At 34.0% G+C, this 26947-nt stretch carries 21 protein-coding genes, 1 riboswitch and 1 other annotated feature; of the genes, 6 read left to right on the top strand and 15 right to left on the bottom strand.

Going from position 1 to position 26947, the window contains the following annotated elements; translation table 11 throughout:
* Positions 1-105: 105 nt before the first annotated feature.
* Positions 106-1350 carry an N-acetylmuramoyl-L-alanine amidase gene (locus DET63_RS24200; protein ID WP_113938093.1) on the bottom strand — a complete coding sequence of 415 codons (1245 nt, stop codon included), beginning with the start codon at positions 1348-1350 and terminating at the stop codon, positions 106-108.
* A 173-nt stretch (positions 1351-1523) separates the two neighbouring features.
* Between DET63_RS24200 and DET63_RS24195 the strand changes: the two genes are divergently transcribed.
* Positions 1524-2009 carry an 8-oxo-dGTP diphosphatase gene (locus DET63_RS24195; RefSeq protein WP_113938092.1) on the top strand — a complete coding sequence of 162 codons (486 nt, stop codon included), beginning with the start codon at positions 1524-1526 and terminating at the stop codon, positions 2007-2009.
* 28 nt (positions 2010-2037) lie between these two features.
* On the opposite strand, the gene DET63_RS24190 is transcribed toward DET63_RS24195, so the two are convergent.
* From DET63_RS24190 to DET63_RS24180, 3 genes are read right to left on the bottom strand one after another with little or no spacing between them, the layout of a single operon-like run.
* Positions 2038-3663, bottom strand: a complete 1626-nt coding sequence (locus DET63_RS24190) for a YndJ family protein (RefSeq protein ID WP_113938091.1) — start codon at positions 3661-3663, stop codon at positions 2038-2040.
* 5 nt (positions 3664-3668) lie between these two features.
* On the bottom strand, positions 3669-4280 hold the full coding sequence (locus DET63_RS24185) for a DUF4166 domain-containing protein (RefSeq protein WP_113938090.1): 612 nt from the start codon (positions 4278-4280) through the stop codon (positions 3669-3671).
* 4 nt (positions 4281-4284) lie between these two features.
* Positions 4285-5193 (bottom strand): DoxX-like family protein, encoded by a 909-nt coding sequence (locus DET63_RS24180; RefSeq protein ID WP_113938089.1) that lies wholly within the window; start codon positions 5191-5193, stop codon positions 4285-4287.
* A 192-nt stretch (positions 5194-5385) separates the two neighbouring features.
* Positions 5386-5572: riboswitch (Lysine riboswitch) on the top strand.
* 201 nt (positions 5573-5773) lie between these two features.
* On the opposite strand from DET63_RS24180, the gene DET63_RS24170 reads away from it, so the two are divergent.
* Positions 5774-7003 carry an aspartate kinase gene (locus DET63_RS24170; protein WP_113938088.1) on the top strand — a complete coding sequence of 410 codons (1230 nt, stop codon included), beginning with the start codon at positions 5774-5776 and terminating at the stop codon, positions 7001-7003.
* Positions 7004-7347: 344 nt separating this feature from the next.
* Positions 7348-7800, top strand: a complete 453-nt coding sequence (locus DET63_RS24165) for a VOC family protein (RefSeq protein WP_113938087.1) — start codon at positions 7348-7350, stop codon at positions 7798-7800.
* A gap of 207 nt (positions 7801-8007) precedes the next feature.
* Here DET63_RS24165 and DET63_RS24160 read toward each other — a convergent pair whose 3' ends face one another.
* Both DET63_RS24160 and asnA read right to left on the bottom strand, forming a co-directional pair.
* Positions 8008-8445 (bottom strand): helix-turn-helix domain-containing protein, encoded by a 438-nt coding sequence (locus DET63_RS24160; RefSeq protein ID WP_113938086.1) that lies wholly within the window; start codon positions 8443-8445, stop codon positions 8008-8010.
* Positions 8446-8581: 136 nt separating this feature from the next.
* Positions 8582-9565 carry an aspartate--ammonia ligase gene (gene asnA, locus DET63_RS24155; RefSeq protein WP_113938085.1) on the bottom strand — a complete coding sequence of 328 codons (984 nt, stop codon included), beginning with the start codon at positions 9563-9565 and terminating at the stop codon, positions 8582-8584.
* A gap of 70 nt (positions 9566-9635) precedes the next feature.
* Positions 9636-9895 (bottom strand) — a binding site (T-box leader).
* Between the two features lie 408 nt (positions 9896-10303).
* Here asnA and DET63_RS24145 point away from each other — a divergent pair.
* Positions 10304-10435: a DUF3934 family protein gene (locus DET63_RS24145; RefSeq protein WP_000047589.1), complete on the top strand. Its 132-nt coding sequence runs from the start codon at positions 10304-10306 to the stop codon at positions 10433-10435.
* 135 nt (positions 10436-10570) lie between these two features.
* Here the strand turns inward: DET63_RS24145 and DET63_RS24140 are convergent, their stop codons facing one another.
* The 6 genes from DET63_RS24140 to DET63_RS24115 all read right to left on the bottom strand — a co-directional run bounded on the left by DET63_RS24140 (position 10571) and on the right by DET63_RS24115 (position 20705).
* The gene (locus tag DET63_RS24140; protein ID WP_113938084.1) at positions 10571-13765 is read right to left on the bottom strand and encodes a DEAD/DEAH box helicase; all 3195 of its coding nucleotides are present in this window, start codon (positions 13763-13765) and stop codon (positions 10571-10573) included.
* 119 nt (positions 13766-13884) lie between these two features.
* The gene (locus tag DET63_RS24135; RefSeq protein WP_002135525.1) at positions 13885-14817 is read right to left on the bottom strand and encodes a response regulator; all 933 of its coding nucleotides are present in this window, start codon (positions 14815-14817) and stop codon (positions 13885-13887) included.
* A 2-nt stretch (positions 14818-14819) separates the two neighbouring features.
* Positions 14820-16118: an ATP-binding protein gene (locus tag DET63_RS24130; RefSeq protein WP_181777955.1), complete on the bottom strand. Its 1299-nt coding sequence runs from the start codon at positions 16116-16118 to the stop codon at positions 14820-14822.
* 64 nt (positions 16119-16182) lie between these two features.
* Complete coding sequence (gene malS / locus DET63_RS24125; protein ID WP_113938146.1) at positions 16183-17895, bottom strand: oxaloacetate-decarboxylating malate dehydrogenase; 1713 nt, start codon at positions 17893-17895, stop codon at positions 16183-16185.
* Positions 17896-17969: 74 nt separating this feature from the next.
* Positions 17970-19409, bottom strand: a complete 1440-nt coding sequence (aspA, locus tag DET63_RS24120; RefSeq protein WP_002200956.1) for an aspartate ammonia-lyase — start codon at positions 19407-19409, stop codon at positions 17970-17972.
* A 24-nt stretch (positions 19410-19433) separates the two neighbouring features.
* On the bottom strand, positions 19434-20705 hold the full coding sequence (locus DET63_RS24115; RefSeq protein WP_002086365.1) for a cation:dicarboxylate symporter family transporter: 1272 nt from the start codon (positions 20703-20705) through the stop codon (positions 19434-19436).
* Between the two features lie 378 nt (positions 20706-21083).
* On the opposite strand from DET63_RS24115, the gene pyrH reads away from it, so the two are divergent.
* On the top strand, positions 21084-21827 hold the full coding sequence (gene pyrH / locus DET63_RS24110; RefSeq protein ID WP_113938082.1) for a UMP kinase: 744 nt from the start codon (positions 21084-21086) through the stop codon (positions 21825-21827).
* A gap of 210 nt (positions 21828-22037) precedes the next feature.
* Here pyrH and DET63_RS24105 read toward each other — a convergent pair whose 3' ends face one another.
* From DET63_RS24105 to DET63_RS24095, 3 genes are all read right to left on the bottom strand, one after another.
* On the bottom strand, positions 22038-23192 hold the full coding sequence (locus DET63_RS24105) for a DUF3800 domain-containing protein (RefSeq protein WP_113938081.1): 1155 nt from the start codon (positions 23190-23192) through the stop codon (positions 22038-22040).
* 471 nt (positions 23193-23663) lie between these two features.
* Positions 23664-23993 (bottom strand): SAVED domain-containing protein, encoded by a 330-nt coding sequence (locus DET63_RS24100; protein ID WP_113938080.1) that lies wholly within the window; start codon positions 23991-23993, stop codon positions 23664-23666.
* A complete protein-coding gene (locus DET63_RS24095) occupies positions 23965-25719 on the bottom strand; it encodes a hypothetical protein (protein WP_113938079.1) in 1755 nt (584 codons plus the stop codon). The genes DET63_RS24100 and DET63_RS24095 overlap by 29 nt, the downstream gene beginning before the upstream one ends.
* A 274-nt stretch (positions 25720-25993) precedes the next feature.
* Between DET63_RS24095 and DET63_RS24090 the strand changes: the two genes are divergently transcribed.
* Positions 25994-26662 carry a hypothetical protein gene (locus DET63_RS24090; protein ID WP_113938078.1) on the top strand — a complete coding sequence of 223 codons (669 nt, stop codon included), beginning with the start codon at positions 25994-25996 and terminating at the stop codon, positions 26660-26662.
* Positions 26663-26947 lie beyond the last annotated feature (285 nt).

Raw genomic sequence — 26947 nt, 5'->3', positions numbered from 1 at the left:
ATAATCAGCATAATACGATATATCTTTTTATTTTGATACAAAATTATATAAACTCATATGAAAAGCCCATCTCTATATAGAAGATGGGCTTAGCAAAAGATGTTTTTATTTAGCCAAACGATATTTTGAAACATTGAAACCTTTCCACTCATAATAATCTAAAATACCAGCATAAACTGCTTCAGCAGCAATTTGTCTTCCTGATTCTGAAGCCAACTTCTCATAATCTGCACTATTATCTAAAAATGCTAGTTCAGTTAATACTGCAGGCATCTCATTTTCTCTTAGTACATAAAAGTCTTCTGGTTTCGCACCACGATTTCTTGTATCTAGAGCTTTAACTACTCGTTTTTGTATTTTCTCTGCTAACATACGACTATCTTTTTCACGTTCAGTTAATTCTTTCGTTTCAGATCCTTTATAATAAAAAGTCTCCGTTCCATATCCATCATGATTGTTAGAGCCATTTGCATGAATACTTATAAAAATATCTCCATTATGCTCTTTCGCGAACTCTACACGGTTTTTAAGGTCCTCAGGTTGATTTTCACCAAGACGGATATCCGTTTCACGTGTTAACAACACATGGAATGGAGTATTTTTATCTAGTAATTTTTGTAATCTTTTCGATGTATCTAATACAATATCACTTTCATATAATCCTTGTGTCGGCTTCCCAGAATCTTTCCCACCATGACCTGGATCAATAATAATTACTTTTCCTTCTAATGCATCTGGAATTTTAAGAGAATCTGATTTTGCAATAAATTGCGCTGCTTCTGCCTTCGTTACAGTTTTATTAGGTAGCCAAGCTGTACTAGTTACACCTTGTGAAATATTCAATTCTACTAAAATGTTCGCTTTATCTTTTCCCCAACTAGGATTTAAATCTGCAAATTTTGTTGGTAATGGTTGTTTTACTTTCGCATCTAATTTATACGCCCCAACAAGCATCGCTGCCATAGAAACTCGGTCAATTTTACCGTCTGGATCAAAAATCCCGTTTCCTTTCCCTGCAATTACTCCTGCTTTTTCTACAGCGGCAATAAATCGAGTTGCCCAATGAGTTTTAGAATCTGTAAAGGTTGGCTGAGCCGCATTATCAATCGGTAACTTTAAAGTTTGCGCAATAATTGTTGCTGCTTCTGCACGAGTGATTTCTTTTCCAGGCTCGAACATTCCTGCATCATTACCTTTAATTGCACCTTTCTCTACTAAATAGTAAATAGAACCTTCTGCCCAGCCCCCTGCTGGGACATCTGGAAATGTTTTTGTTTGTGCGAAACTACTAGATGAATAAGATAATATACTAGCTGCAATTATTCCTGCTGCGATTATTCTATTTTTCATAGAATATATTCCCCTCTCAAGTACAATGTTTTTATGTAACAGACTAATTATAGTTCTGAAAATTAGTAATAGTCAATCGAATTTTGTATAATTTTGTATTATTATTGTATTTTTTGGAACAAATAACTATAGTTAAACTATAAGATTCTTATTATATAAGAGGAGAGATTCGTATGAGCACGAATTGGAAAAGCGTCGAACACCGCATTTATACAATGTGTATGATTCAGCATAATAACGAAGTATTACTAATACAACGGCCGGATCATCTAGGCTTCCCTGGTTACATCGCTCCTGGCGGTAAAGTAGATTTTCCAGAAAGTATCGTTCAAGCTGCTAAACGAGAAGTAAAAGAAGAAACTGGATTACTTGTTTCAAATTTAACTTTTAAGGGATTAGATGAATACGTAAATCCGAAAGAAAATGTTCGATATATGGTATTTAACTATTGGACAGATTCATTTGAAGGTGAACTCCTTTTGAATCCTCCTGAAGGCGAATTATTATGGGTGCCAATTGATACAGCACTCAATCTTCCTATGCAAGATTGGTTTAAAGAGAGATTCCCATTATTTTTTGAAAAAGGTACGTTTGAAATTCAGCGTGTTTGGGACCAAGACTTGGATAAACAAGTTGCTATGACAATTATCCATACGTAAAAAAGCTTGGAATCTCTCCAAGCCTTTCTTACTTTCCCTCTATTTTCTTAATCTCATAATCAATTTCTAAAAAATTAACTCCAAATATCCACATTCTATGATTAGCTTCTAATATTCGATCCTTTCTCTCTTTAATAATAAAAGTCTCTGCTAATGGTAAGCGTATTGTAAAGAAGCGGGTATGTAAGTATATCCCTTCATCTCCCTTACGACGCTCTCTTAGCTTACTTGTAATCATTAACTGGTTCGTATCATTGTACAACTTCAAAATACCAGTCATATTCGAATATGGTAAAGGCAATGCGATATTCATATATGTCTCGTTCTTGTATGCATGCTTTGAATAGAGGGCTACAAAAACAGACTCTCCTGCTTCATTTTTTCTTAGCCAAGCCCTTACATTCTCTCTTCCATCCTTCTCATCTATTATCCCAATGATAGAGCCATGCATCGTTTCCCACTTGCCGCCCATTCCTAAATGTATTTGTCCTACACGCTTACTCATTTTCTCATAACAAAATGCAACCGGGCGGAACCAACGAGTCCATTTAATATGCGATTGTAACTCATACTCTTTTGTATTTTCATAAAAACGAATAATACTTAAAGGAATCTTCGTCATGTCAAATGCCTCACTATGAAAATCATTCATTTTATCAACTAAACCTTTGTATTCCTTGCTATCTATTAAATTTCTGTTATGTAAAAATGCTTCACCAACTGTCGCATTTCCTCTTAACCTGCTCATTGTTTTCCCGTAATATTTATAATTCGGAGTACTCTTTTCAATCATCCAACCAAGAAAAGCTGGTAACGCTACTCCAATTCCATTTACAACACCGTGAATCCAGACCATTTGTGCAATTGTAATCGTCATTACTTGTTTGAAATTCCCGTATGAATATATGAGTGAAAACATTATTGTTACCATAAGTGTACTAGCAGAAAGAACTAAAAGTACCTTCGCACTTATAGTATTGAATTTCGTTCTCCACACGTAAACTCCATATCCATAAATGGCACATAAATATATGAACACTGCAAAAAATTCAAATACCCTCGAATACGTAATTCCTATTGCAACTGTCATTGGAGAAATGACGATGATAAACATAATAGCATCATATAACTTACTTCCCTGTTCTCTTTTTCTTCCAAGTAAACCAGCTGATAACGGCAATAGAAATGCCGAATAATGAAAGTGTGCCGCTGTAAGTAAAACAATGTCAGAACTAAAGTGCATAATTGAAACCTTTGCTACTGAAGCAAAAAACCAAAAACCACCTAAAAACAAATAAATAAACGCACTATCTATAGCTACTTCTTCTAGAGGCTTCCATCCTCTTTCTAGCAATCTACTTACACCAAATAATGCAACGATTCCTGTATATACAAACCAAAGTAGCGCAAAGAAAAAGTGATTTGTTACGAAAGCTAGCATTGCACTAACTGCTGCAATTGGATATAAAAGCGATACAAATTTATAAAATAATACATACGATCCATTTCTTGTTTTCTTATCAATAATGCAAAATGACATCGGTATAAATAACAAAATAGATAACAATATGATTGCTTCAACAGGATTTACATTCGACCACTCGTATATTAGAAATATAATATAACAAGCAAGCCCAAATAGTATATTTTTCATCTCGTTTATTTCCTTTCCACAAATGTTCCCTTATATGAAAATAACGAACCAATTAACGGATTCCGTACTTGTACATGAATTCGAAAACATTGCAGTGCATCATCATAACTTTCAACAATTTTTGCCTCTCCATATAAAAATTTTGGTAACGGGATTTTTCTACCAAACATATAAAACCATTGTTTCTTTGAGGAAATATGTATCCCGCCTTTTTCATCAATATAGAAATTCAATGTAGAAACGAGTATATGTGGCTCACCAAAATAATCTACAATTTCATTATTCTCTTCATCCAATTTCATAACAGCGTTAAAATATCTTTTCTTATTATGAAAATAAAAAGTACGATTCCACCGTACAAATTCTTTCCCCTGTCCATCTCGCTCAGCGGTATTATGTATCACAAACGGAACTTTTTGCCCTCGCTCAGAGAAAAACATACGGAACTTCGATGTAATTTTTAATATTAATTTAACGAAAAAAGATCCCCCATAAATTTCATCCATTTCCCCTTCCCCAATAAAGCTATTTTCCTTTGTTATCGCATATCGTCCCTGCAATTTTGGATGAAGCCTTTTATAAGAATCCCCTAATAATCTTTCATAAATATTAACCATATACTTATCCCTTTCTCGTCCTCTTGCAATTTTTTGCGCTTGGCAAATTAGTGCTATTTATATAACCGACAATCGATAACCCTATTAGAAGAAAATTTAATGTAATCGGATTAAACGGTTGCGTAAAACTAGCGATATTCGTCGATCCTGCCGCTAATGTTAAAACTATCAACAATATAATATGCAATATAAATAGTTTTCGCTTTTGAAGTGGCAATAGCCACATAACACCCCATATTATTTCTAAAAATCCAACTATTTTAAGTATAAAAATACTACTTTCATTCGATCCGATTAGTGCAGAAAGCATCTTTACTTCTTCTGAATGAGTAAACATCAATTTCGGTACAATCCCTTGATATAACCATACGAAAGCAAATAAAAAGCAAACTAGCCAATACGTCATCGTTCTTCTAATTAGCAACTTTGGATGAAGTCCCTTTTCTAACCATAATTTTAAAGCATCAAAACTCCATGCTGTTGCCCAACCTAATAGTGGACGAAAAATATATAAATCCATCACATTTCCTATACGACCAAACCTTGTATCATAATCATATTGCGTTTCAAAATGAATATGTTCTCCATTCGGGGTATACTTCCAATAACCACGCCCAATTTGTATAAGTGATAATTGATTGTCTGTCCAAAATTTCAAAGAGGAAATGCGCTCCCCAGTTTCTTTTCTTATTTCACCTATCGATTCCCCTTCTCCGGCTATTTCAAGACCAAATCCGATCTTTGTTTTATATAAAAACTTCTGTGGTTCTCCCTCTTTTTTTTCTAAATACGAAATTTCAGTAAAACGAGCATCCCATTCTGTATGTATATCAGGCTCTTGTGTATATGCCCATAGTTTCTCCATTGTTGTGTTCATTTCTGTTGCTACATAAATAGGTTTTTTCTTCCCCATCCTTCCACCTCCCATGCGCTATATTTTCAATGTACATGCAATGAATTTATTTTGCTACATTTTTCACAAACTAATTTAATAAAAAGATAGAATTTCAAAAAAATACAAAAAACACTTGATTCCCTGAAAAATTTAAATTATTATAAAACAAATGTTACCAACAACTTCATAAATCATACACTCTCGCCTAAAACGTGAGATAGAGGTTGCAACGCTTATAAGTATTCTAAAGGAGACACAGAGATGTCTATGATTTTAGAGGAAAGGAAGTGTTGCCGAAATTGATAAATTTCTCTGCATTTATCAATTGGGGCTGTTTTCGAATAGAAACAGAACTGTCATATGTACAGACGTGTACGTATGAAGAGCTATCTACAAAAAAGAGATATCATTTTTATGATATTCCTTTTTTGGCGGTTTTTTTATTAGCTCCGTTTTCTGTTTCCCTTTTCCTGTAACAGCACCATCCTCACTTATTTGAGATGGTGTTTTTTGTTTTTCTCTCTGGTAACTACAGGAATATTGGGATTTGTATATGTCCTAACCTATTCTTAAAAATGGACGAAAGAAGGAATTTGTAATGGAAACGATTGTACAAAAATTTGGCGGTACTTCTGTCGGAAGCGTCGAACGCATTCAACATGTAGCAAATTTAATTATTGAAGAATATGAACGAGGACATAGTATTGTCTCTGTCGTTTCAGCAATGGGAAAAAGTACGGATAAACTTGTAGCACTTGCTAACGCTATTACTGAGAATCCAAGTAAACGTGAAATGGATATGCTCCTATCTACAGGAGAACAAGTAACTATTTCATTATTAACAATAGCACTACAAACAAAAGGTTATAACGCAATTTCATTAACAGGATGGCAAGCTGGTATTACGACAGAATCTGTACATAGTAGTGCACGGATTACTGACATTAACACCACTCGTATTCAGTCTTACCTTACTGCAGGCACGATTGTTATAGTAGCTGGTTTCCAAGGAATAAGTGAAGAAAATGAAATTACCACACTTGGCCGCGGTGGCTCCGATACGACTGCTGTCGCATTAGCTGCTGCACTAAAAGCAAAAAAATGTGATATTTATACGGATGTGACCGGCGTATATACGACTGATCCACGAGTTGTACAAGATGCTTATAAATTAGATGAAATTTCTTATGACGAAATGTTAGAGCTTGCCAACCTCGGTGCTGGCGTATTACACCCACGCGCTGTTGAATTTGCTAAAAATCATAATGTAATTTTAGAAGTTCGCTCAAGTATGGAACAAGAAAACGGAACAATTGTAAGGGGAGAATGTAACATGGAACAACAATCAATCGTTAAAGGTATTGCATTTGAGGATAATATTACACGTGTCACAATTAAAGGGTTAGAACAAGGTGCACTTTCAACAGTTTTCTCTACATTAGCAGCAGCACATATTAATGTAGATATTATTATTCAAAGTATTACAAATGAAGGAACTGTTCACCTCTCCTTCTCAATCCATTCTAATGATTTAAGAGAAACATTAGAAGTATTGGAACAAAATCAAGAAGCACTTCACTATGAATCTGTAGAACATGAAAATCATTTAGCAAAAGTATCAATTGTAGGATCTGGTATGGTATCTAACCCAGGAGTTGCTGCGAATATGTTCACTACTTTAAAAGAAGAAGATATTCATATTAAAATGGTAAGTACATCAGAAATTAAAGTATCTGTCGTTATTGACCGTCTTCATTTAGTAACGGGTGTTGAAGCACTTCATCAATCATTTATGGCGAAAATTGAACCTTTAGTGCAGATGAGTTAATTTCCACCGGTAAAACTTTAAAAAATATATGAATCTATTTCCTTCCTATATAAATAGAAACAGGGTAGGACTGTTTTGTGGGAAAGTCGAAGTTATTCTATCGAATAGCAATTACAGTATCAAATTCTTGAAATGATAGCATTCACGAAATAAAGTTCTCGAATATTTCAATAGTAAAGGGTTTACGAAGTGTTATTCGTTAACAAGATTTTATATACTATGCCCGAAAACACCTTGTCACATTTTCCTACACTGTGACAAGATGTTTTTTGTTTAGAAGAGATTTTAGTATAATTATAAGGATAATTAAATAATAAATTTATACATAAAAGGAGATAAAAACTATGGCAAACAACCGATTACTACGAATGGACAATGTCAGCATCGTTGTAGAATCACTTGATGACGCAATCTCTTTCTTCGAGGAGATTGGCTTGAATCTCGAAGGGCGAGCTACTGTTGAAGGTGAATGGGCTGGTCGCGTAACCGGATTGGGTACTCAGTGCGTGGAGATTGCTATGATGGTTACGCCAGATGGCCACAGCCGAATTGAACTTTCGCGATTTCTCACCCCACCTACTATAGCAGATCACCGGACAGCTCCTGTAAACGCCCTCGGTTATTTGCGCGTCATGTTCACCGTCGAAGACATTGACGAAATGGTATCGAGACTGACTAAGCATGGTGCTCAGCTCGTTGGTGAAGTAGTTCAGTATGAGAACTCGTATCGACTCTGCTACATTCGTGGAACCGAAGGAATTTTAATCGGTTTAGCGGAAGAACTCGGTAATAAATAAGTAATGTTTTATTAGAAGTCTTTACTGAAGTAAAAATATTTGAAAGAACTTTACGCTTAATAAAACTTAGATTTTGAACCCCGTCCTAGCTTTAGAACGGGGTTATGCTTGTTTAAACTTTTTAAAATACTATCAACATCCCAAAATCATTATAAAACAATTCAATTACTTGTTATACTCTTTCCTAGGAAATATAACGGACTCTTCTCACTTCTTATCATATATATCTTTTCTTTTAAAAAACGATCTGAACTCATTCAAAATAACTTTCTTCACGTCAGAGTAAAAAACCATCATGAATAGTGCAATTCCTAATAAAATCTCTTTCATTCCTTCATAATCAATGAAAGCACTCACAATTAGCAAACCAAATCCAATGTAGAAACCAAATTCATTCTCTTTCTCAAAATCTTCATCTTCATCAATATGTATTTTCTCTTTAAAGCTTTGGTTTCCTTTTATTAATTCATCTAGCGTGACATTATACATTTCGCTAAGCAAAATTAAATTATCAATATCCGGACAGCTTTTATCATGTTCCCACTTATACACAGCTTGCCTTGTCACACCAATTTTCTTAGCAACATCTTCTTGTGAAAACCCTTTTGACTCTCGTAATCTTTTAAGTTGTTGTCCTAAGCTCATAACGTCCCCTCCTTTAACAAATTATTACATAAAAGGATCCAAAAAAGAAAGAAACCATTAGTAAAACCCACTGTAAACCACTCGTTTACACTATAAAAAAGAGAGAATAACTCTTTGAGCTATCCTCTCACTTCTATTAAAACAAATGAATGTTTTCTTTCTTGCAAGCTTCACGTAAATCGTCAGGCCATACAGAAGATTGGACTTCACCGATATGTGCTTTACGTAAGAAGTACATACACATTCTTGATTGGCCGATACCACCACCAATTGTTAATGGTAGAACGTCTTCTAAAATACCTTTATGGAAATCGTACTCACGTTTGAAATCTTCACCTGTTTTCGTTAATTGCGCATCAAGTGATTTACTATCAACACGAATTCCCATTGATGATAATTCGAATGAAGCTTGTAGTACTGGGTGCCAGAATAAAATGTCACCGTTTAATTTCCAATCATCATAATCTGCTGCGCGTCCATCATGCTTTTCACCTGAACGGAGTACATCACCAATTCCAATAATAAAGACTGCACCATGTTCTTTCGCAATTGCATGTTCACGATCTTTCGGTGTTAATTCTGGATATTTATCTTCCAGTTCTTGAGAAGTAATGAAAACAATTTCTTCTGGTAAATACTTTCCAAGGAACGGATACTTTTCAAATAAGTGATCTTCTAATTCTTTGAATATTCCATAAATTGTTTGTACTGTTTTTTGTAAGTAATCTACAGTACGCCATTCTTTTTGAACGATCTTTTCCCAATCCCATTGGTCAACATAAATGGAATGCGTTGCATCAAGTTCTTCATCACGACGAATCGCGTTCATGTTTGTATATAAACCTTCACCAGCTTCATATCCGTATTCATGTAATGCGGATCTTTTCCACTTCGCTAGTGAATGCACAATTTCTAATTCTTCTCCTGAATGTAACATATCAAATTCAATTGGGCGTTCTACACCGTTTAAGTGATCGTTTAATCCTGATTTTTTCGTTACGAATAATGGTGCAGATACGCGGAATAGTTCAAGACGTTTTGCTAATTGATCCTCGAAAAATGTTTTAACTTCCTTAATTGCGATTTGAGTCTCTCTTACTGTCATTAATGATTGATACATGGTGGTTTCCTCCTAAAATGTTTGGATGTTGTGAAAAGAAGCCAACAAAAAAAGCCCTTCTTTCCCAAAAAACTGGGACGAAAGACTTTGGTTCCGCGGTACCACCCAAATTAGCAACAGAGGTTGCTCACTTATACAATACGGAGATCAAAAAATCTCGATACTGTTCTTCTTGTAACGGCGAAGTTCCCGGCTAAGTCTACTTTCCTATAAAGGATTTCGGTTAGCGACTCCAGGAGGTTCTTCATAATAGGCTTCGTATCAGGCTCACACCGTCCCTGACTCGCTTAAACTACATCCTACTACTACTCGTCCTTTCATAGTCGTTTTATTGTCACATCTCTGAAACATTTTATTAATGATTATTCTATACAAAAAATAGATAAAGTCAACAAAAAGTTTTAAAGAATTTTTCAATTCTTTATTTTATGCCTTTACCGATTGTTCTTAATATAACATTTTTATTTCCTTTGTCTCTTCAATCCAAAAAACATTTCACTAATTGAAACTAACATATATACAACAACTAGTGTGATTGTTCGAAATATAGAATCCGCAGTATTTCTTATTATTTTCATTTTCTTTATAATTCCTTTCAGTTTACTTGCAATTTCATGATATACTATAGCATTCAAGCAGTTTGTTTTTATTTAAAGCAAGCATAGTCATTTATCGATAGTATTTTTCTAAAACATTGGCTATTATCAAATCAGATTTTTTATATAACGGAGTGATCATATGAGTAAAACGAAAGCAAAACCGAAAAAAGGTGTAGGACAAGGTACAGGAAGTAAAGGATGGAACCGTTGGCAATCAAGTGCGAAAAAGAAAGCTGCAAAACCATACAAAAGTAAAGGTACAAAGAAATAAAATAAATAGTGGGAGATGAACAACTCCCACTGATTAAAGTTTCACTTTATCTCTTTACTTTGTACAAAACAAAATATAATTATTACAACAAAAAAGCTATGCTTTCATCTCTATGAAAGCATAGCTTTTTCCATATTAAATCATAAGAATATCGCGGATTTCTTCCTCCGTAATAGAAGATAACTTCTCTTCTCCTGGCTCGATAATTTCAGCGATTAAATTTTTCTTACTCTCTTGTAACTCGTGCATTTTTTCTTCAATTGTTCCATGTGCTACTAACTTAATCACTTGCACTGTATTTTTTTGTCCCATTCGATACGCTCTATCCGCAGCTTGTTGTTCAACAGCTGGATTCCACCACAAGTCGTACAATATAACTGTATCTGCACCTGTTAAATTTAGTCCTGTTCCACCAGCTTTTAACGAAATAAGAAATAGATCCCCTTCTCCTTCGTTAAACCTATTGCATAGCTCTACACGTTCTTGCGCTGGTGTACTCCCATCTAAATAAAAGTATGGAACTGCTTGACGATTTAATTCACGTCCGATTATCGAAAGCATCCTCGTAAATTGGGAAAAGATAAGAATTCTCTTCCCTGTACTTCTGCATTCCTCCAAAATTTCTAGCAACTGATCAAATTTAGCTGAACTACCTTTATAGTCATCAACAAACAAAGCAGGATGACAACAAATTTGCCGTAGTCTCGTTAAACCAGCTAAAACCCGAATTTTATTTTTACGTAACGTATCTTTATCCAAATGTTTTAACGTTTCTTCTCTTAACTTTGCTAAATAAGCTGCGTAAAGCCTCTTTTGATCTGGTAAAAGTTCTGATGATTGTAAGTGCTCAATTTTTTCTGGGAGTTCATGTAATACATCGCCCTTTAACCTTCTTAACACGAAAGGTTTTACCCGCTTCGCAATATCTTCACGTCTTAAATCACCGAACTCTTTTCTTCCCGGTAATAATTCTGGGAAGACGACGTGGAAGATAGACCATAGCTCTTCTAATGAATTCTCTACAGGTGTTCCCGTTAATCCAAAACGGTACTCTGCTTGAATCGTTTTTACTGCCTTCGCAGTTTGCGTCGTATGATTTTTAAACGCTTGTGCTTCATCAAGAAATAACGTATGAAATGGCTGCGCATATAACCTTATATCTCTTCTCAGTAAAGGATATGACGTAATTACTACATCAAATTTCGTTATATCTTTTAAAATTTTTCGGCGCTCTGCTTGATTTCCATCGGCAATAACTGCTCTAATATGTGGAGCGAATTTTTTTAACTCGCTAAGCCAGTTGTAAACGAGGGACGACGGAGAAACAACTAATATAGGCAGTTTCTTCTCTCGAATTTCCGGCAAAACAGAGTCTATAAAAGCAATACTTTGCAACGTTTTCCCCAGTCCCATATCATCAGCTAAAATGCCGCCAAAACGATAATAGGCAAGTGTTTTCATCCACTGGAATCCGTATGTTTGATACTCTCTCATTATCGCATCTAAGCCACTTGGCACCGCAAACTTCAGCTTTTTAGGGTTTTGAATGTTCTCTACCAATTCTTGAACAGACTCATCTAAACTTAATACGTTTCCTTCTTGCAGTGAATTCATCCATTTCACACTACGAATAAGAGGGACATCTATTTCTTCGCCCTTTAAAAATTCTTTTCGAATACTAGATTCTTTTATAAACTGATTAATATCATTAAACTCTTTACTCTCAAGTGATAGTAGAGCACCACTTGCTAAACGATAATATTTCCGTTTCTCCTCAAGAGCGACTAATACCCCTTTAATTTCTGCCTCTGGAATACCTTTTATATCAAAGCGGAATGATAACCAATCAATTCTCTCTTTCCTTCTAACTCTTATAAGAGGAGCTGTGTCTCCCTTATGAATTCGTAATTTGATGGCTGACGTCGCATAAATATCAACTAAACCTTTTAACGTTGGAACAGCATGATATAAAAAGTTATACTCAGCTTCTTCATTATGCATAAAATAACCGCCTTCCGTTTTCGCGAAGGCACTTTCACTCATAATGTCTAAAATCTCTTTTTCCTTTTTCTCATCACGATTAAAAACAGATGGCTGCCCATCCTCTTCTAACGGATTAATCACGACGTTTCCATAATGAAATTCGAGACCTGCTAACAAGCGATTTTTCACTCGATCTAAATACAATTTTGCTTTTAGCGAAGGCGTTTCAACACGATCTGATATTACTTCATCAATTCGCACAGTACCAAGCTTCATTAACCCTGGTACAACTTTTGCTACAAAGTGTTCCATCTTATCTGCTGGAATATACAATTGGTTACTACTAGAACGATTCATCATTTTTTGTAATTCGATAAGCCGCTTACAATCCTCAGCGTTCAACTGATACAGTTTCCCTCCAAATAGAGCATAACTATACGTATCCATTACTTCTACTTGTTGTAAGCCGTCAATATAAAGTGTAAACCCACCGTTACTCCCTTTATTAAACTCAAAATGTAAAGGAAGTAGCCCTTTTGAAATTTGTAAACCGTGAAAAGATTTTCCATCTTGATTAAGTCCCACAAACTCAACTTTAGAAAGTAAAGAAAGCATATCCTTCCATGAAGCTGGCGGTATTAAAATCATACTATCATCTTGTTTTGCATGTACTTCCAGTGTATCCTCATACATTTTTTCATTATGATAAATTTTAATGAGCTGCTGAATAATCGCATCCGTTTCTTGCTTAAAGCTATGTACATCCGGTGTATATGTAAATTCATTCGAACAATTATAGGACTCTCTTTTCTCCACATTGGAAAGAAATTCTCTAATATGATTTACAAAATACATCTTGGCGAGTTTAAACTGAATACCTAGCAGTGCCCCACCATTTTTCGTAACTACTGGCGTACATATAAATTCAACATGAAGTATTTCACGTGTATCAAAACGGTGTTGTTTACTTTTTGGTCTTAATGGTTTTTCTGCAAATAAATGAAACATCCCGCTTGTTAATTGTTCATTTCCGCTACTAATAGTCACCATTCCACCGGTTTGCTGATTATAATTTATTTGTATCAATACTGCCGCAACATGTTGACAGTATGTTTGAAAAGACGCTAACGAAGGACAACTACATTTCGCAACAACATCACCTTTTTTAGCTTTTTCTACTGTAACATGAAAATCTTCGTTCCCTTTTACCGTCGCTTCGCAAATTTCTTTATTTTCATCATAATGATTTATTATTACTTTATTTGATTTATAATAAGCTTCGCCTCTTTTATATGAGGTTTCTCCGCATACTTCTTTAATAATCGATTTATTTAATGTAAAACCCATTGTTTTGACACTTCCTTACTTTAAAACCAGTTTCTCTTAACTAACATTTTACATGCTCCAAGAGAAAATATAAAATGTAGATTTAATAAAAAAAGATGCTTGTATATAAGCACCTTTTTTCACTCTATCTCCATCAACCGTTTCGCCTCAAAATACAACACTTGAATAAATTTCTTCGTATTAATTCGTATATGGCCAGAAGTTGCTACTTCATCCTTTGTCATTTCTGTCATTCGTTTTCTAACTACAGTGAAATCAAAAAATTTTGGAGCATAGCTTTCAAATTTCGGATTTGAAAAGTCTGTTAATCCAAGGGAAGCTAAGTGATTTAACGATTGATAAATCGCTCTACGTACCCTTTGTTCAGATGCTTTTCTCTCCTTATCTATATCTGCATCTGAAGCTATATTCTCTAATTTTCTTATAGTTATATGGTGAAAGATATCTTTTAGCGCAGGAAATCCAAATTCAAACGTTTGCTCTTTTTCTTGTCCATATAAATATTCCAACATACTAAGTAAATCTTTACTTCCATTCTCTCCCGCAATACCGAGTTCTGATAATAAATAGCGCCCTGAATCTGCTATTCTTTTTCCTTCCTGCATTGGCTCATTTCGAACTTGCGGCTGTTCCCACTTAAAAACGTTATTCAATGATTTTTGAATATCATGTATAGAGCGCTCTAAACGAATACGTTCCATTACTTTACGTACAACAGATACAACCTCAATTTTATTTAATGGTTTTGTAATATAATATTCAACACCAAGTGTATACGCCTCACCAATAAGCTGTTTCGATTCAACTTGAGAAATCATAATGATTTTCCCTGTAAAGGAGGACGCAATATGGCGAACTGTTTCAATCCCATCTCGCATTGGCATTAATAAATCAATAAATAAAATATCTACTTTTTTAAAATTTAGTTGATCTGCTTCAATAAAAGCTCCATCTTCCGACTCTCCAATTACTTCCCCAAGATCGCCATCTTCAATAATTTGTGAAAGCATGGAGCGGAAAACTTCATCATCATCTACGATATAATAAAACAACTTCATTCTCCTTCCCGCTTTAAACTGCACTCCGGTAAACAAACGATAAACTTACACCCTCCGCCAGTTTCTCGGTCTTCTAATCTCACTTCTCCACCTAGCTCTGTTACCATTTCGTTTATGTAAGAAAGTCCAATACCTGTTGAAGGTGTTCCCGCTTGATCATACTTTGAAGTAAATCCTGGCTTAAATACTAATTTCTTATACTTCTGTGCAATACCAGGACCATCGTCAATTACTTCAAAGAATATATGTTTATCTCGTTTATATAGCTTAATAATAATGAGACCTCTACCCTCAATTGCTTCAACTGCATTTGCAACTAAATTATTAAAAATTGATAAGACCGTGTACACATGATATTCTGCATGCTCACCTTCTATATGTTTAGAAAAACGTATATCTTTTCCCAACATTTCAGCGTACTTCTCATTTATTCTCACAATCATTTCCGCAAGCTCATGTCCTTCTACATACTCAGCCACACTTTTATCTAATAACAGTTTAGATAACCCTGCAAAAATTCTTTGATTATCCTTTTTTATTTCATGTACTTCTCCCGCTATTTTCAATGCTGTTTTACTACTCGAATCATCGTTCGCTTGTAAATTCCGATATAATTGATACGCTGTTTGTGTAATTAACTCCGCATTTTGTAACGTTTTTTTCAAATGAACAGATTCCACATATAAGTTAGAAAGATGCAGCAACATTTTTTCATTTTCTTTTCGCACTTGTGATTCTTTTAATTTTGTTTCATACAAGTTCATCATATTTAAAAAACCAAGCGCAAAGAAACTACGAAAAATAGCAATAATAATTAGTTTATTCACTTCAGAAACTGTTATCGTTGTCCCCAGCACTAACATATGATAAAACGCAAGTTCAGACATACTTGCGATAATTTCAATTGTAATTCCAAGACATCCTATCACAATTGGCTTCTGATGAAACTTATTCACCCTACAAAGCGAAAAAAGACTTCCATAAATAAAATAATAAAAGAACACAGGATAACGCAAATAAAATGATTCTGTCATATGGAATGAACCTTGCAATACCCAGTCAAGACATACACGAAATAAGACTACAGATATACCTACAAGAATACCTGCAGCTGCTGCTGGCACTCTTCTTAAAAATAGTAATAAAAAGAAGAAAAGTGGTGTCCCGAAACTAACACGAAACATATCATTAAAAGGATGAAAATTCAACTCTCCAGCAATCGGAACAACAACCATTAATATAATTAAAAGATACATATCTTTCTTCCATAATTGATTCCAATTCAAAGGTGCCACTTCCTATGCTTTTTTTCAATTGTAAAAGTGAAAGCCCGCTTATAATTATAAACGGGCTTTATTTCTATATTCTAACCTTTTCTACCGCTTTTATTTGGCGATACTCCGGTTCCCATATTGCTTCTTTTACTGCAATCTTAATATCGTCATCACTTAAGTTCTCTCTAGCAACACCTTCTGCAACTGCAACTTTTGCTACTTCAATCGCAACCAGTTCAGAGATATTACGTAACTCTTCAACTTCTGGCAAAATAGGCGCTCCTGGCTGACTTGTATCTACCATACTTGCAACTGCTTCTGCTGCTGCTGCGAACATTCCATCCGTCATGACGCTTGCACGAACAACAATTGTACCAAGACCTAGTCCTGGGAAAATAAGTGCGTTATTTGACTGTCCAATCACATACGTTACACCGTTATATGTAACCGGTTCAAACGGACTTCCTGTTGCAACTAATGCTTTTCCTTCTGTCCACTCGATTAAATCTGCTGGTTTCGCTTCAGCAAGTGGCGTTGGATTCGACATTGGTAAAATGATTGGTCTTTCTACATGAGAAGCCATTTCTTTAATAATTTCCTCTTTAAATGCGCCCGCAACAGTAGATGTACCAATTAAAATTGTCGGTTTTACATGTTTCACAACTTCAGCAAGTCCGATAGCATCATTTTGTTTCCAATCACTTACTTCATCTTCTTTTCTTGCATATGGAATTTGGAAATCAAGAAGATCTTCCATATTATCTGTAACCAACCCATTACGGTCAATACACCAGAAACGATTATGTGATTCTTCGTCTGATAAGCCGACACGAACCATTGCATCTCTTACTTGATCTGCGATACCGATTCCAGCCGTACCAGCACCAAACACAACTACACGGTGTTCACTTAACGGTACACCAGAAGCTTTTACTGCCGATAATACAGCAGCAAGTGAAACTGCCCCTGTACCTTGAATATCATCATTAAACGTACAAACGTCATGACGATATTTATCTAAAATTTTTCGTGCATTACGAGAACTGAAGTCTTCCCAATGTAGAAGTGCTTTCGGGAATTGTTTATTTACCGCTTGAACAAACGTATCAATAAATTTATCGTAAGCTTCACCTGTTATACGAGGGTGACGATTTCCAATATAAAATGGATTGTTTAATAATTCCTCACGATTTGTACCTACATCTAAAATTACCGGTAATACACGGCTAGGATCGATTCCAACTGCGGCCGTATATACAGCCAATTTCCCGATTGCGATGTTAATTCCACCAACACCCCAATCACCAATTCCTAATATACCTTCTCCATCCGTTACAACGACTAAATCAATGTTTTCAGCTGTTGCACCGATATTTGCAAATGCATCTTCAATACCTGATGGATCGTTAATTGATAAATAAATGCCACGTGGTTTACGGTATTCATGACTATATCTTTGAATTGCTACACCTACAGTTGGTGTATATACAATCGGTAACATTTCACGTAAATGCTCTGTTAAAATACGATAAAATAACACTTCATTTCGATCATGTAACGCTGTTAAGTATACATTCTTTAATAAATCATCCGGCTGAGAACTAAATTGTTCATATGCTCGGCGTGCTTGTTCTTCTAACGTTAAAACCGCTGGCGGTAATAACCCTTTTAAACCTAACTCTTCTCTTTCCTCTTGTGTGAAAGCTACCCCTTTATTTAAAAGTGGTGTTGATAATACTTCTGCTCCTCTTAATGTTGTTTCTAATGCACCATTAGAAGCCACTGTAAACTTACTCATAACATCCCTACCTCTATTCATATATAGCATTTCTATATTGTAAACAAAAAAGAGGGGATTGTCCCCCTCTTCTTTTAATTTTTCTTTAAAAGAGTTGCTCCTGCAATCCCTGGGTGTGTCATTTCGAATGGATCTAGAATTAACTCTAATTCTGCTTGTGACAATACACCATTTTTCACACATAGTTCTCGAACGGATTGCCCTGTCGCAATTGCTTCTTTCGCAACACGAGCTGCTGCTTCATAGCCGATATGAGGATTCACGGCTGTAATAATTCCTACACTCTTCTCAACGTACTCTTTTAAGCGATCTTCATTCGCTTCAATTCCTTTTAAGCAATTATCTGTAAAGGCACGGAAACCGTTATTCATAATGCTAATAGATTGAAGTAAGTTGAAAACAAGTACTGGTTCCATAACATTTAATTCTAATTGTCCTGCTTCTGAAGCAAGGCAAATTGTATGGTCGTTACCAATTACTTGGAACGCAATTTGATTAATTACTTCTGGCATAACAGGGTTTACTTTCCCTGGCATAATAGATGAACCTGGTTGACGAGCTGGTAGCATAATTTCCGCTAATCCAACGCGTGGACCTGATGCCATTAGACGAAGGTCGTTCGCAATTTTAGACATGTTCATCATACATACTTTAAGTGCTGCAGATACTTCAGTGTACGCATCCGTATTTTGAGTTGCATCTACTAAATCTTCTGCACCAACAAGTGGTAGTTCACTAATTGTAGCTAAATGTTTTACAACTGCTTCAATATATTCTGGATCTGCATTTAAGCCTGTACCAACTGCAGTTGCTCCCATATTTACTTCATATAAATGTTGACGTGATTGCTTGATACGTTTCATGTCACGTTCAAGTACGCGGGAGTATGCTTTAAATTCTTGTCCAAGACGAATTGGCACAGCATCTTGTAAATGTGTACGACCCATTTTAATAACATGATCGAACTGTTCTGCTTTTAATTCAAATACATCATGCATATAACCCATTGTTTGTAATAAGCCTTCTAATGCATTTAATGTTGCAATATGAATCGCTGTTGGGAATGCATCGTTTGTTGATTGTGCCATATTTACATGACTGTTTGGACTAATATAATCATAGTCTCCCTTTTCCATTCCTAATAATTCAAGGGCACGATTGGCAATGACTTCATTTGCGTTCATATTCATTGAAGTTCCTGCACCACCTTGAATTGGATCAACGATGAAATGATCATGCCATTTCCCCTCAAGGATTTCTTGTGATGCTTCTGCGATAGCACCACCCTTTTTCAATTCCAATCTTCCTACATCTGCATTAGCAAGTGCTGCCGCTTTTTTAACAATTGCTAACGCTTTAATTAAACCTTCATGGACTTTGTATCCTGTAATCGGGAAATTCTCTACTGCACGCATTGTTTGTACACCGTAGTACGCATAATTTGGTACTTCTTTTTCACCTAAAAAATCTTTTTCAATTCGTACTCCATTTTTAACTTCAGTTAATGTTGCCATGATTACTCACTCCTTAACAATCTCTTACGCTGCTTTTGTTTGTTTGACCGTTTCTACATATTGTTTTGCTTTCTCATCATCGAATTCGCCTTCCCACTTCGACATAACAATGGCAGCTAATGCATTTCCTAATACATTGACAGCTGAGCGAATCATATCTAAAATGCGGTCAATTCCCGCAATTAATGCGATACCTTCTAGCGGTAAGCCCATTGATCCTAACGTCGCTAATACAACAACGAATGATGCACCCGGAACTCCCGCCATACCTTTGGATGTTAACATGAGAACGAATAATAGCGTTATTTGCTCCGTCAGTGACATGTGTACACCGTACATTTGTGCAACAAACAATGCCGCTAACGCTTGATAAATAGCTGATCCAGTCAAGTTAAATGTATAACCTGTCGGAATTACGAAAGAGGCAACTGCCTTTGGACAACCGAACTCTTCCATTTTTCTCATTATATTAGGTAAAACAGCTTCTGAACTTGCTGTCGTAAATGAAAGAATAAGTTCTTCTTTTAAAATTTTCATTAATGTAAAAATATTTACTCCAACCATTCGCGCATTAATACCTAATACAATCACAACGAATAGTATAACAGTTACATATACAGCTAGCACTAGTTTTCCTAAAGGAAGTAGTGTTGCTACACCAAATTTTGCAACCGTAACAGCAATTAATGCGAATACACCAAATGGTGCGAATTTCATCACTTGATTTGTAACCCAGAACATCGCTTCGAGCACACCTTCAAAAAAGTTAAAAACAGGCTTTCCTTTTTCTCCGATTGCTGCAACTCCTAAACCGAATAGTACTGAGAAGAATATAATCGGTAATAAGTCACCTTGTGTAATAGACTCAAATATATTTTTCGGTACAATATGAACAATCGTTTCTGCAAAGCCTTTCTTCTCTGTTGCATCTGCTGTTTGTTTATAAGAAGAAATATCACTTTGCTGTAAATTACTCATATCAACGCCAGTACCTGGTTGGAATATATTTGCTGCAAGTAATCCCATTAAAATAGCAATCGTCGTAATAATTTCGAAATAAAGAATTGTCTTACCGCCCAGTTTCCCAAGCTTTTTCATATCGCCTACACCAGCTACCGCAACAATTAATGCTGAAATAACAATTGGTACTACAATCATCTTAATTAAGTGAATAAATATATCCCCAATTGGTGTGATATAAGAAATCGCCGTTTTATTGCCATAAAAGACTGCCCCTACTACAATCCCTAAAACAAGCGCGACAAAAATTTGTGTTGCCAATCCGAATTTTTTCATTTATGTTCATCCCCTTCATGCGAACGCTTTCAATTTGAATTTATAAAAGCTACTCACACATCATATAAGCGAACCTACAAAATCATACAAAAACCTACAAGTTCGTCACAAAAAATTCAAATTTATTTCTTATAATACTCATTGACACTTTTTTATAAAAAAGAAATAAAATAACCTTGATAAAACATCAGATTATTTCGTATAATCTAAAAGATATACGTATTCTAAATAAATGGGGATGAAAAGGAGTGGATGTTATGAAAAATCACGTGAAGAAGTTCATCATATCTATTTCTTTTCTATTTCATTTTCTTACGAAGGAACAAAGGCATTCGCCTTTGTTCCTTTTTTATTGCAATCTATATAGGGGGAATTGTTATGAAACCATATAAACGCGTCTTAATTAAACTAAGTGGCGGCGCACTTGCTGATCAATCTGGAAATAGCTTTAACTCCAAACGATTAGAACATATCGCGAACGAAATAATATCCATTATTGACCTAGATATCGAAGTATCCATTGTCATCGGCGGCGGTAACATTTTCAGAGGTCATCTAGCTGAAGAATGGGGAATTGATCGTGTAGAAGCTGATAATATCGGTACGCTAGGTACGATTATTAACAGCTTAATGCTTCGCGGCGTTTTAACAAGTAAAACAGATAGAGAAGTACGCGTTATGACTTCCATCCCTTTTAATGCAGTAGCTGAACCATATATTCGCCTACGTGCAGTACATCATTTAGATAATGGTTATGTTGTCATATTCGGTGGTGGTAACGGGCAACCATTCGTTACAACAGATTACCCAAGTGTACAAAGAGCCATTGAAATGAATAGCGACGCCATTTTAGTCGCAAAACAAGGAGTAGACGGTGTCTTTACAAGTGATCCGAAACATAACAAATCAGCGAAAATGTACAGTAAACTGAACTATAACGATATTGTTAGGCAAAACATACAAGTAATGGATCAAGCCGCTTTATTACTTGCTCGAGATTATAATTTACCGGCACACGTCTTTAACTTTGATGAGCCTGGCGTTATGAAAAGAATTTGTTTAGGTGAACATGTTGGGACGTTGATTAATGATGGTGCTTCATTGCTTGTGCATGAAAAATAATTTTAATTCTATTACTAAACTTTAATTACCAGTTAGTCATCTAAATTAGACATATTGATGAAACCATACTAAATAAAAAGTCCCCTAATTTGTTTCACAAGGGGACTAAAGTTATTATTAATCGATTTTACAACAATAAGTAATTTACCAGAACTGTTTATAAATATCTTTTCGTTAGATACAATATCAATTTAATATGATATGTATTCACTATTCTATTGAAAAGATATTTTTCCGCTCCAATCTGATTTCTTCACTCTTACTAACAATACTTTTCCCATTGTCCAATTCTATTTGTGTAAAGGGAATATTCCTAATTTCTTTGGTCATATCCATTAAATTTTCTTCTAGTTGTTGTTCAGTGAACTGTGTTAATTGCCCATTTAATATTATGGCATTTATCAAGTTGTTACATTTACCTCTAATCTGTCTCTCGGGATGATCTAAATATTTTTTCATCAGCCATAATGCGATATCTACTATTTGTAATCCATACGAGGTCTCTGAATTTCTAATTTGAACTTCCTCAGTAGCAAGTACATTCACCATTTCGAATGAAGTATTCCAAGGGTATGTACTATTATTAATTATTAAATCTTTCATATTTTTATAATATTTTTGGAAATATTTAGCGAACTGATTTTGATCGTCATGAACGAAATTTTTAATTTGCAAACCAGTTTGATGATAAATTCCATTAATCACGTTTAATATAGAAAAAAATGCCGTTATATTCGGAGAATCCATATCCGATCTTTTAACATTTACAAACCTTTCAGGGTACTGTTTGGCAAATTGTATTGCGTCAGATAGTAATGCTTTCAATCTAACATCCGGACATGTTCTTTCTAGTCTTTGTTGTACAATCGTTAAAATCTCAATTAATTGTGTTTTATTTCCAGTTTTATATACTTTCCAAAACTTTTTCGCCTCTGCTAGACTAAGCGCCAATGTAAGGTGATAAGTAAACATTAAACGGAAATTTTTATTAGAATAGTGTAAGGGTAATACAGCTTTGTTATACTCACTATCAAGTATGATGTCTGTAAACTTTACACTTGCAAAATGCTGTTTACTAGTACGGGTGAAAATGAATTTTAAATTATGCGTTTTAATAAATGAAATGAAATCGTCTGCGATTAATTCAATTTTACTTAGCCCCAGCTCATTCGCATGAAGTTCTTTAACCTGAAGCTTTTCGGCACAGTGCTTAATTAGCCCTTCCGCTTCAACTTGTAAATCATTAAAGGATATTACAGTTCCAGTCCAAAAGTACGGCTGTCCTTTATCAAATAAATTTAATCCAGAATTACCAGATTCATCTGTATATGCAAATAGACCGTCAGTTTGAGAAGATAAATTCATATTAACCCCCACCTTAGAGTAGTTTGTTTTTCAGAATTAAAAATTTTCAGATATTGCAAAGCCAGGGAACCACTTATCGGTTGATTTCCCGTCATAAATCTATGATACAAAAGTCACTGTTTAATGAGCACACAACAAAAAGTTGACAACACAATCAACAAATTATGTAAATAGTGATACTATTTGTCACTACTATATTGTAACTTGAGAGCTGATATTTTTGTACCATAAGAGTATATGATTTATGTCACGGGGCAATGTTTTTCATTTAAACGATCATACCGTATTACTAATAACACGTATTGTCGAATGAATATAAATTGGATGTAAAGTTCTTTTTTATTATTTTATTTCCTTTCCCCTTCCTCTTGTTATACAAAAAGATACGCAAGTCTAAACTCCATTTTCAAATTTTGGCTGGGACAGGATTTGAAAATGGAGTTTATTTTGTTGGGCAATACGTAAAGTTGTTTAGATAAAAAAAGGATATTGGTATTTGAGACTCATTCTATTATTGCACTGATATATACATACTTTACTCCAAATATTAAGATTAATCCCTCTCCCTATTTCTATAGCAAGACCAGCTGGACCTGCATAGAATAAATGGATTTTTTTATAGTCGTTTTGTTGTAATAGTCTCTCTATATCATCTATTATTATTTCTTGGATATTTATAACGTCATTTTTATACAATACTCTTTTTAATCCAGGTTCATCTAGTTCAAAAGAGATAACATCAAATTCTTTATCTAATACTTCTTCAACTGTCTTATTTTTTCCGACGCTTAAAATAATCAAATATTCCTGACACTTTCTTTTGAAGTTTAAGTATCTTAAATTTCAAAAGTTTATTCAGCGTTTTAGATCTTGTAATAATATATTTTTCAACTTCTAAAAATTCACTTTTCGAATATTTATATATTAGAAATACATTTCTTACAAAATAGTTAAATAGATTAATTGATTTCTCTTTAATTAGTTCACGATATAAAATACAAATAAAAATTATAAAAATAAAATTACTTATGGTGTAAATAGGTAGTAGGTATTCTTCAAGTTTCAATAATTCTAATAATTGCTTTAAAGTTGGTAAAGAAAATAACAATGTAATAGTAATTGTTAATATTGGACTTAAAGCAGTAAATTTTGACACATATTTTTCTTTCCTTAAAGTAATTAGTTCTTCCATTCTTTTATTTCTTTCAATGACCATCTCACTCTTCAAATAATCATCGCAAGCATTATTAAGAAAATTTGTAAAAGTATTTACCGAGGCGTATGAATAATAGTATTGTGAAAATTCATGGAAATATTCCAGATTACTTTGAGTTTTAATTTTAATCAAATCGTTTAACGTCATCGCAGAATTAAGATTAACGAATGTTATTTTATCATTTTGAAGTTTTTTTTGCATAAGTAATTCTATCGAATTTATCGAACCACCAATTGCAGTATTATACAATGTCATTTCAGAGAATGGATTTTCATCCATAGATTTAAAAGCTTGATCAATTCGACTGCCATAAATATTAATTAACCGGTTGTGGTTTGCATAAGAACGAAAATACATATTTAATTCGTATTTCTTTTGGTTCAACAGAGTATCTATATTCTTATCACTGTTCATGGTAAACTCTGATACTGGTGCAAATAATAGTTCAAAAATGTTAGCCTTCAACGGATTTGAAATATCTTTATCTTCAAAGTTTTTAGGTCTATATGTATAGTCAATTAAATTCAAATGGTTATATCGTGTTGTATTGATCTGTTCTTCTATACCTAAATACTTTGATAAGTATTCTAAGTATACTGAAGTAATATCAAACAAAGTGTTACATCTAGCTTTCTTTTTATATTCCATAGATGTACAATCATTTATCATTCTTTCAGGGAACATTACTTTATCAAAATGCATATTCCATATACTTAAATTTAAAATATTTATATCAATATTTGCTACATTAATCGAGAAATGAATCATGCAATATCCATGCTTAAATATCGTAACAATAACGTTTATGTAGAAAGTCGCCTCACTAATCTCTACTTTCACTGGCATTATTAAAAATCTATTTTTAAAAGATGTATGAAAAAAACCAGTGTGCTTTTGTTCTAAGTTGTACAAAGAAATTAATTGTTGCAAAGCATTTGATTGAGAAATTCTTAATTCATCCTCGATGTTCTCTTCAACATCAACTGTAATAGATTTATCATCTGATTGAATAAAAACTTTTGATGTTTCAGCAACCTTTTTTACATCTCCTCGTATATGGGCAGGTACTATTTTATTATTTTGAATAGCTTGAAGGTATGCTTTGCGTCTATTCGCTAGTTCATCTTCAAATTTTTTGTTAAAAGATACTTTCTTATCCTGTGTTTCTGCAGAAATAATCAGTTCAGATTGTATTAATTTATCAATTATTTTTTCATATTTACAAAGTGCTTTTTTGGAATCATTATGTTTAAATGCTTCAAACATAACAAAATGATCCCAGTAGCCTTTTTTTATTACTGCTTTCGACATAGGGAACCTCGTTTACTTAATTTTTATAAATCTTATTTTTATACCATTATGATTAATATTCTAACATTGATTCACTCATTATGTAGCACACACTTTCTATTTTACCATTAAATTCAACCTATCTTTTATAGAATATATATCTTAAGATATGATAACTTTCTAAAACGCTCCCCATAAATCGGTAAACGTTTATTGAATTACATCGTGAATAATGCTAACTTTATTTATATAAAAAATAATTTTTTATTTCCAATTTAGGAGGAATTTAATACAAATGTGGGAAGCCATTTCTTCTTTTTTAGAGAACAATTGGGTTATTAGCATCTTTGCAGGTGCCCTCGTTACCGCTATTACTGAGCTATGGAAACGAGGGACTTCCAAGAAAAGCTATTGGCAAAAAGTTGACCTAGCTAATAAAGATATTTTGAATACCATAGAGTCTTTTACTTCAGAAAAAGATTTGCCTAATACTCAAATACTTATCTCTTTTCATACTTCAACAGCTAGAAAATATAAAGTATTACTTAAGGATATCTACTCATTAGACAAAGTGATTGATGATTTAATTAGAAAAATAATGGAATCCAATTTTTTATCTTACATTCAAAAGATTGAAAGCAGTGAAAGACTAATTCAATTAAAAGAAAACATCCTTAAACCCAAAATAGAAAGCAACACACCTAAAGAAATTAAAGATATTGATAAATTACAACATAGACACAACCTAATTTCTATCACTTCAATTCTTATTGGTTTAATAACTACAGCTTTCTCTATGTTTATCTACTTATTTAAAACAGAAAACTCACCGTTATTTTCTATAAGTGCAGGTGAAATAATTGGCCCAGTTATAACAATTGCAGCTTTTATCCTAGCTGTAATTTATACTATAGCTACAGTGACTGAAACACGAAAAAATAGAAGCGATAATAATAAATTCTAAAATAATCCTTTACTTTAAATCCAAAAATCCCTTTAATAAAATTCTGATATCATAACATTTAAATTCTATATATATAAAATCAAATTTCATATATATAGAACCCTACGTTTAGTCTTATTTCTGTGCCTTCGGATTCTTTAGCTACAAGTAAGTATAGGCTTTTAGAGCTTCGTTACACCATATTAACATTGTATACCTAGCAAGTTAACTTCATAATAATTGTTCCTTGTCTATTTTGTTAATACAAAAAGTCGAACATCAAACTATATGGTAATGTCACTAATG

Source organism: Bacillus sp. DB-2, from assembly GCF_003315125.1.
GTDB lineage: Bacteria > Bacillota > Bacilli > Bacillales > Bacillaceae_G > Bacillus_A > Bacillus_A mycoides.
Note: the sequence above shows the minus strand (reverse complement) of the source record. Positions and strands in the feature narration are given on the sequence as shown.

Coding starts and splice junctions, on each gene's coding strand:
- DET63_RS24200 (WP_113938093.1), bottom strand. CDS start 1,350: ATGAAAAATAGAATAATCGCAGCAGGAATAATTGCAGCTAGTATATTA.
- DET63_RS24195 (WP_113938092.1), top strand. CDS start 1,524: ATGAGCACGAATTGGAAAAGCGTCGAACACCGCATTTATACAATGTGT.
- DET63_RS24190 (WP_113938091.1), bottom strand. CDS start 3,663: ATGAAAAATATACTATTTGGGCTTGCTTGTTATATTATATTTCTAATA.
- DET63_RS24185 (WP_113938090.1), bottom strand. CDS start 4,280: ATGGTTAATATTTATGAAAGATTATTAGGGGATTCTTATAAAAGGCTT.
- DET63_RS24180 (WP_113938089.1), bottom strand. CDS start 5,193: ATGGGGAAGAAAAAACCTATTTATGTAGCAACAGAAATGAACACAACA.
- DET63_RS24170 (WP_113938088.1), top strand. CDS start 5,774: ATGGAAACGATTGTACAAAAATTTGGCGGTACTTCTGTCGGAAGCGTC.
- DET63_RS24165 (WP_113938087.1), top strand. CDS start 7,348: ATGGCAAACAACCGATTACTACGAATGGACAATGTCAGCATCGTTGTA.
- DET63_RS24160 (WP_113938086.1), bottom strand. CDS start 8,445: ATGAGCTTAGGACAACAACTTAAAAGATTACGAGAGTCAAAAGGGTTT.
- asnA (WP_113938085.1), bottom strand. CDS start 9,565: ATGTATCAATCATTAATGACAGTAAGAGAGACTCAAATCGCAATTAAG.
- DET63_RS24145 (WP_000047589.1), top strand. CDS start 10,304: ATGAGTAAAACGAAAGCAAAACCGAAAAAAGGTGTAGGACAAGGTACA.
- DET63_RS24140 (WP_113938084.1), bottom strand. CDS start 13,765: ATGGGTTTTACATTAAATAAATCGATTATTAAAGAAGTATGCGGAGAA.
- malS (WP_113938146.1), bottom strand. CDS start 17,895: ATGAGTAAGTTTACAGTGGCTTCTAATGGTGCATTAGAAACAACATTA.
- aspA (WP_002200956.1), bottom strand. CDS start 19,409: ATGGCAACATTAACTGAAGTTAAAAATGGAGTACGAATTGAAAAAGAT.
- DET63_RS24115 (WP_002086365.1), bottom strand. CDS start 20,705: ATGAAAAAATTCGGATTGGCAACACAAATTTTTGTCGCGCTTGTTTTA.
- pyrH (WP_113938082.1), top strand. CDS start 21,084: ATGAAACCATATAAACGCGTCTTAATTAAACTAAGTGGCGGCGCACTT.
- DET63_RS24105 (WP_113938081.1), bottom strand. CDS start 23,192: ATGAATTTATCTTCTCAAACTGACGGTCTATTTGCATATACAGATGAA.
- DET63_RS24095 (WP_113938079.1), bottom strand. CDS start 25,719: ATGTCGAAAGCAGTAATAAAAAAAGGCTACTGGGATCATTTTGTTATG.
- DET63_RS24090 (WP_113938078.1), top strand. CDS start 25,994: ATGTGGGAAGCCATTTCTTCTTTTTTAGAGAACAATTGGGTTATTAGC.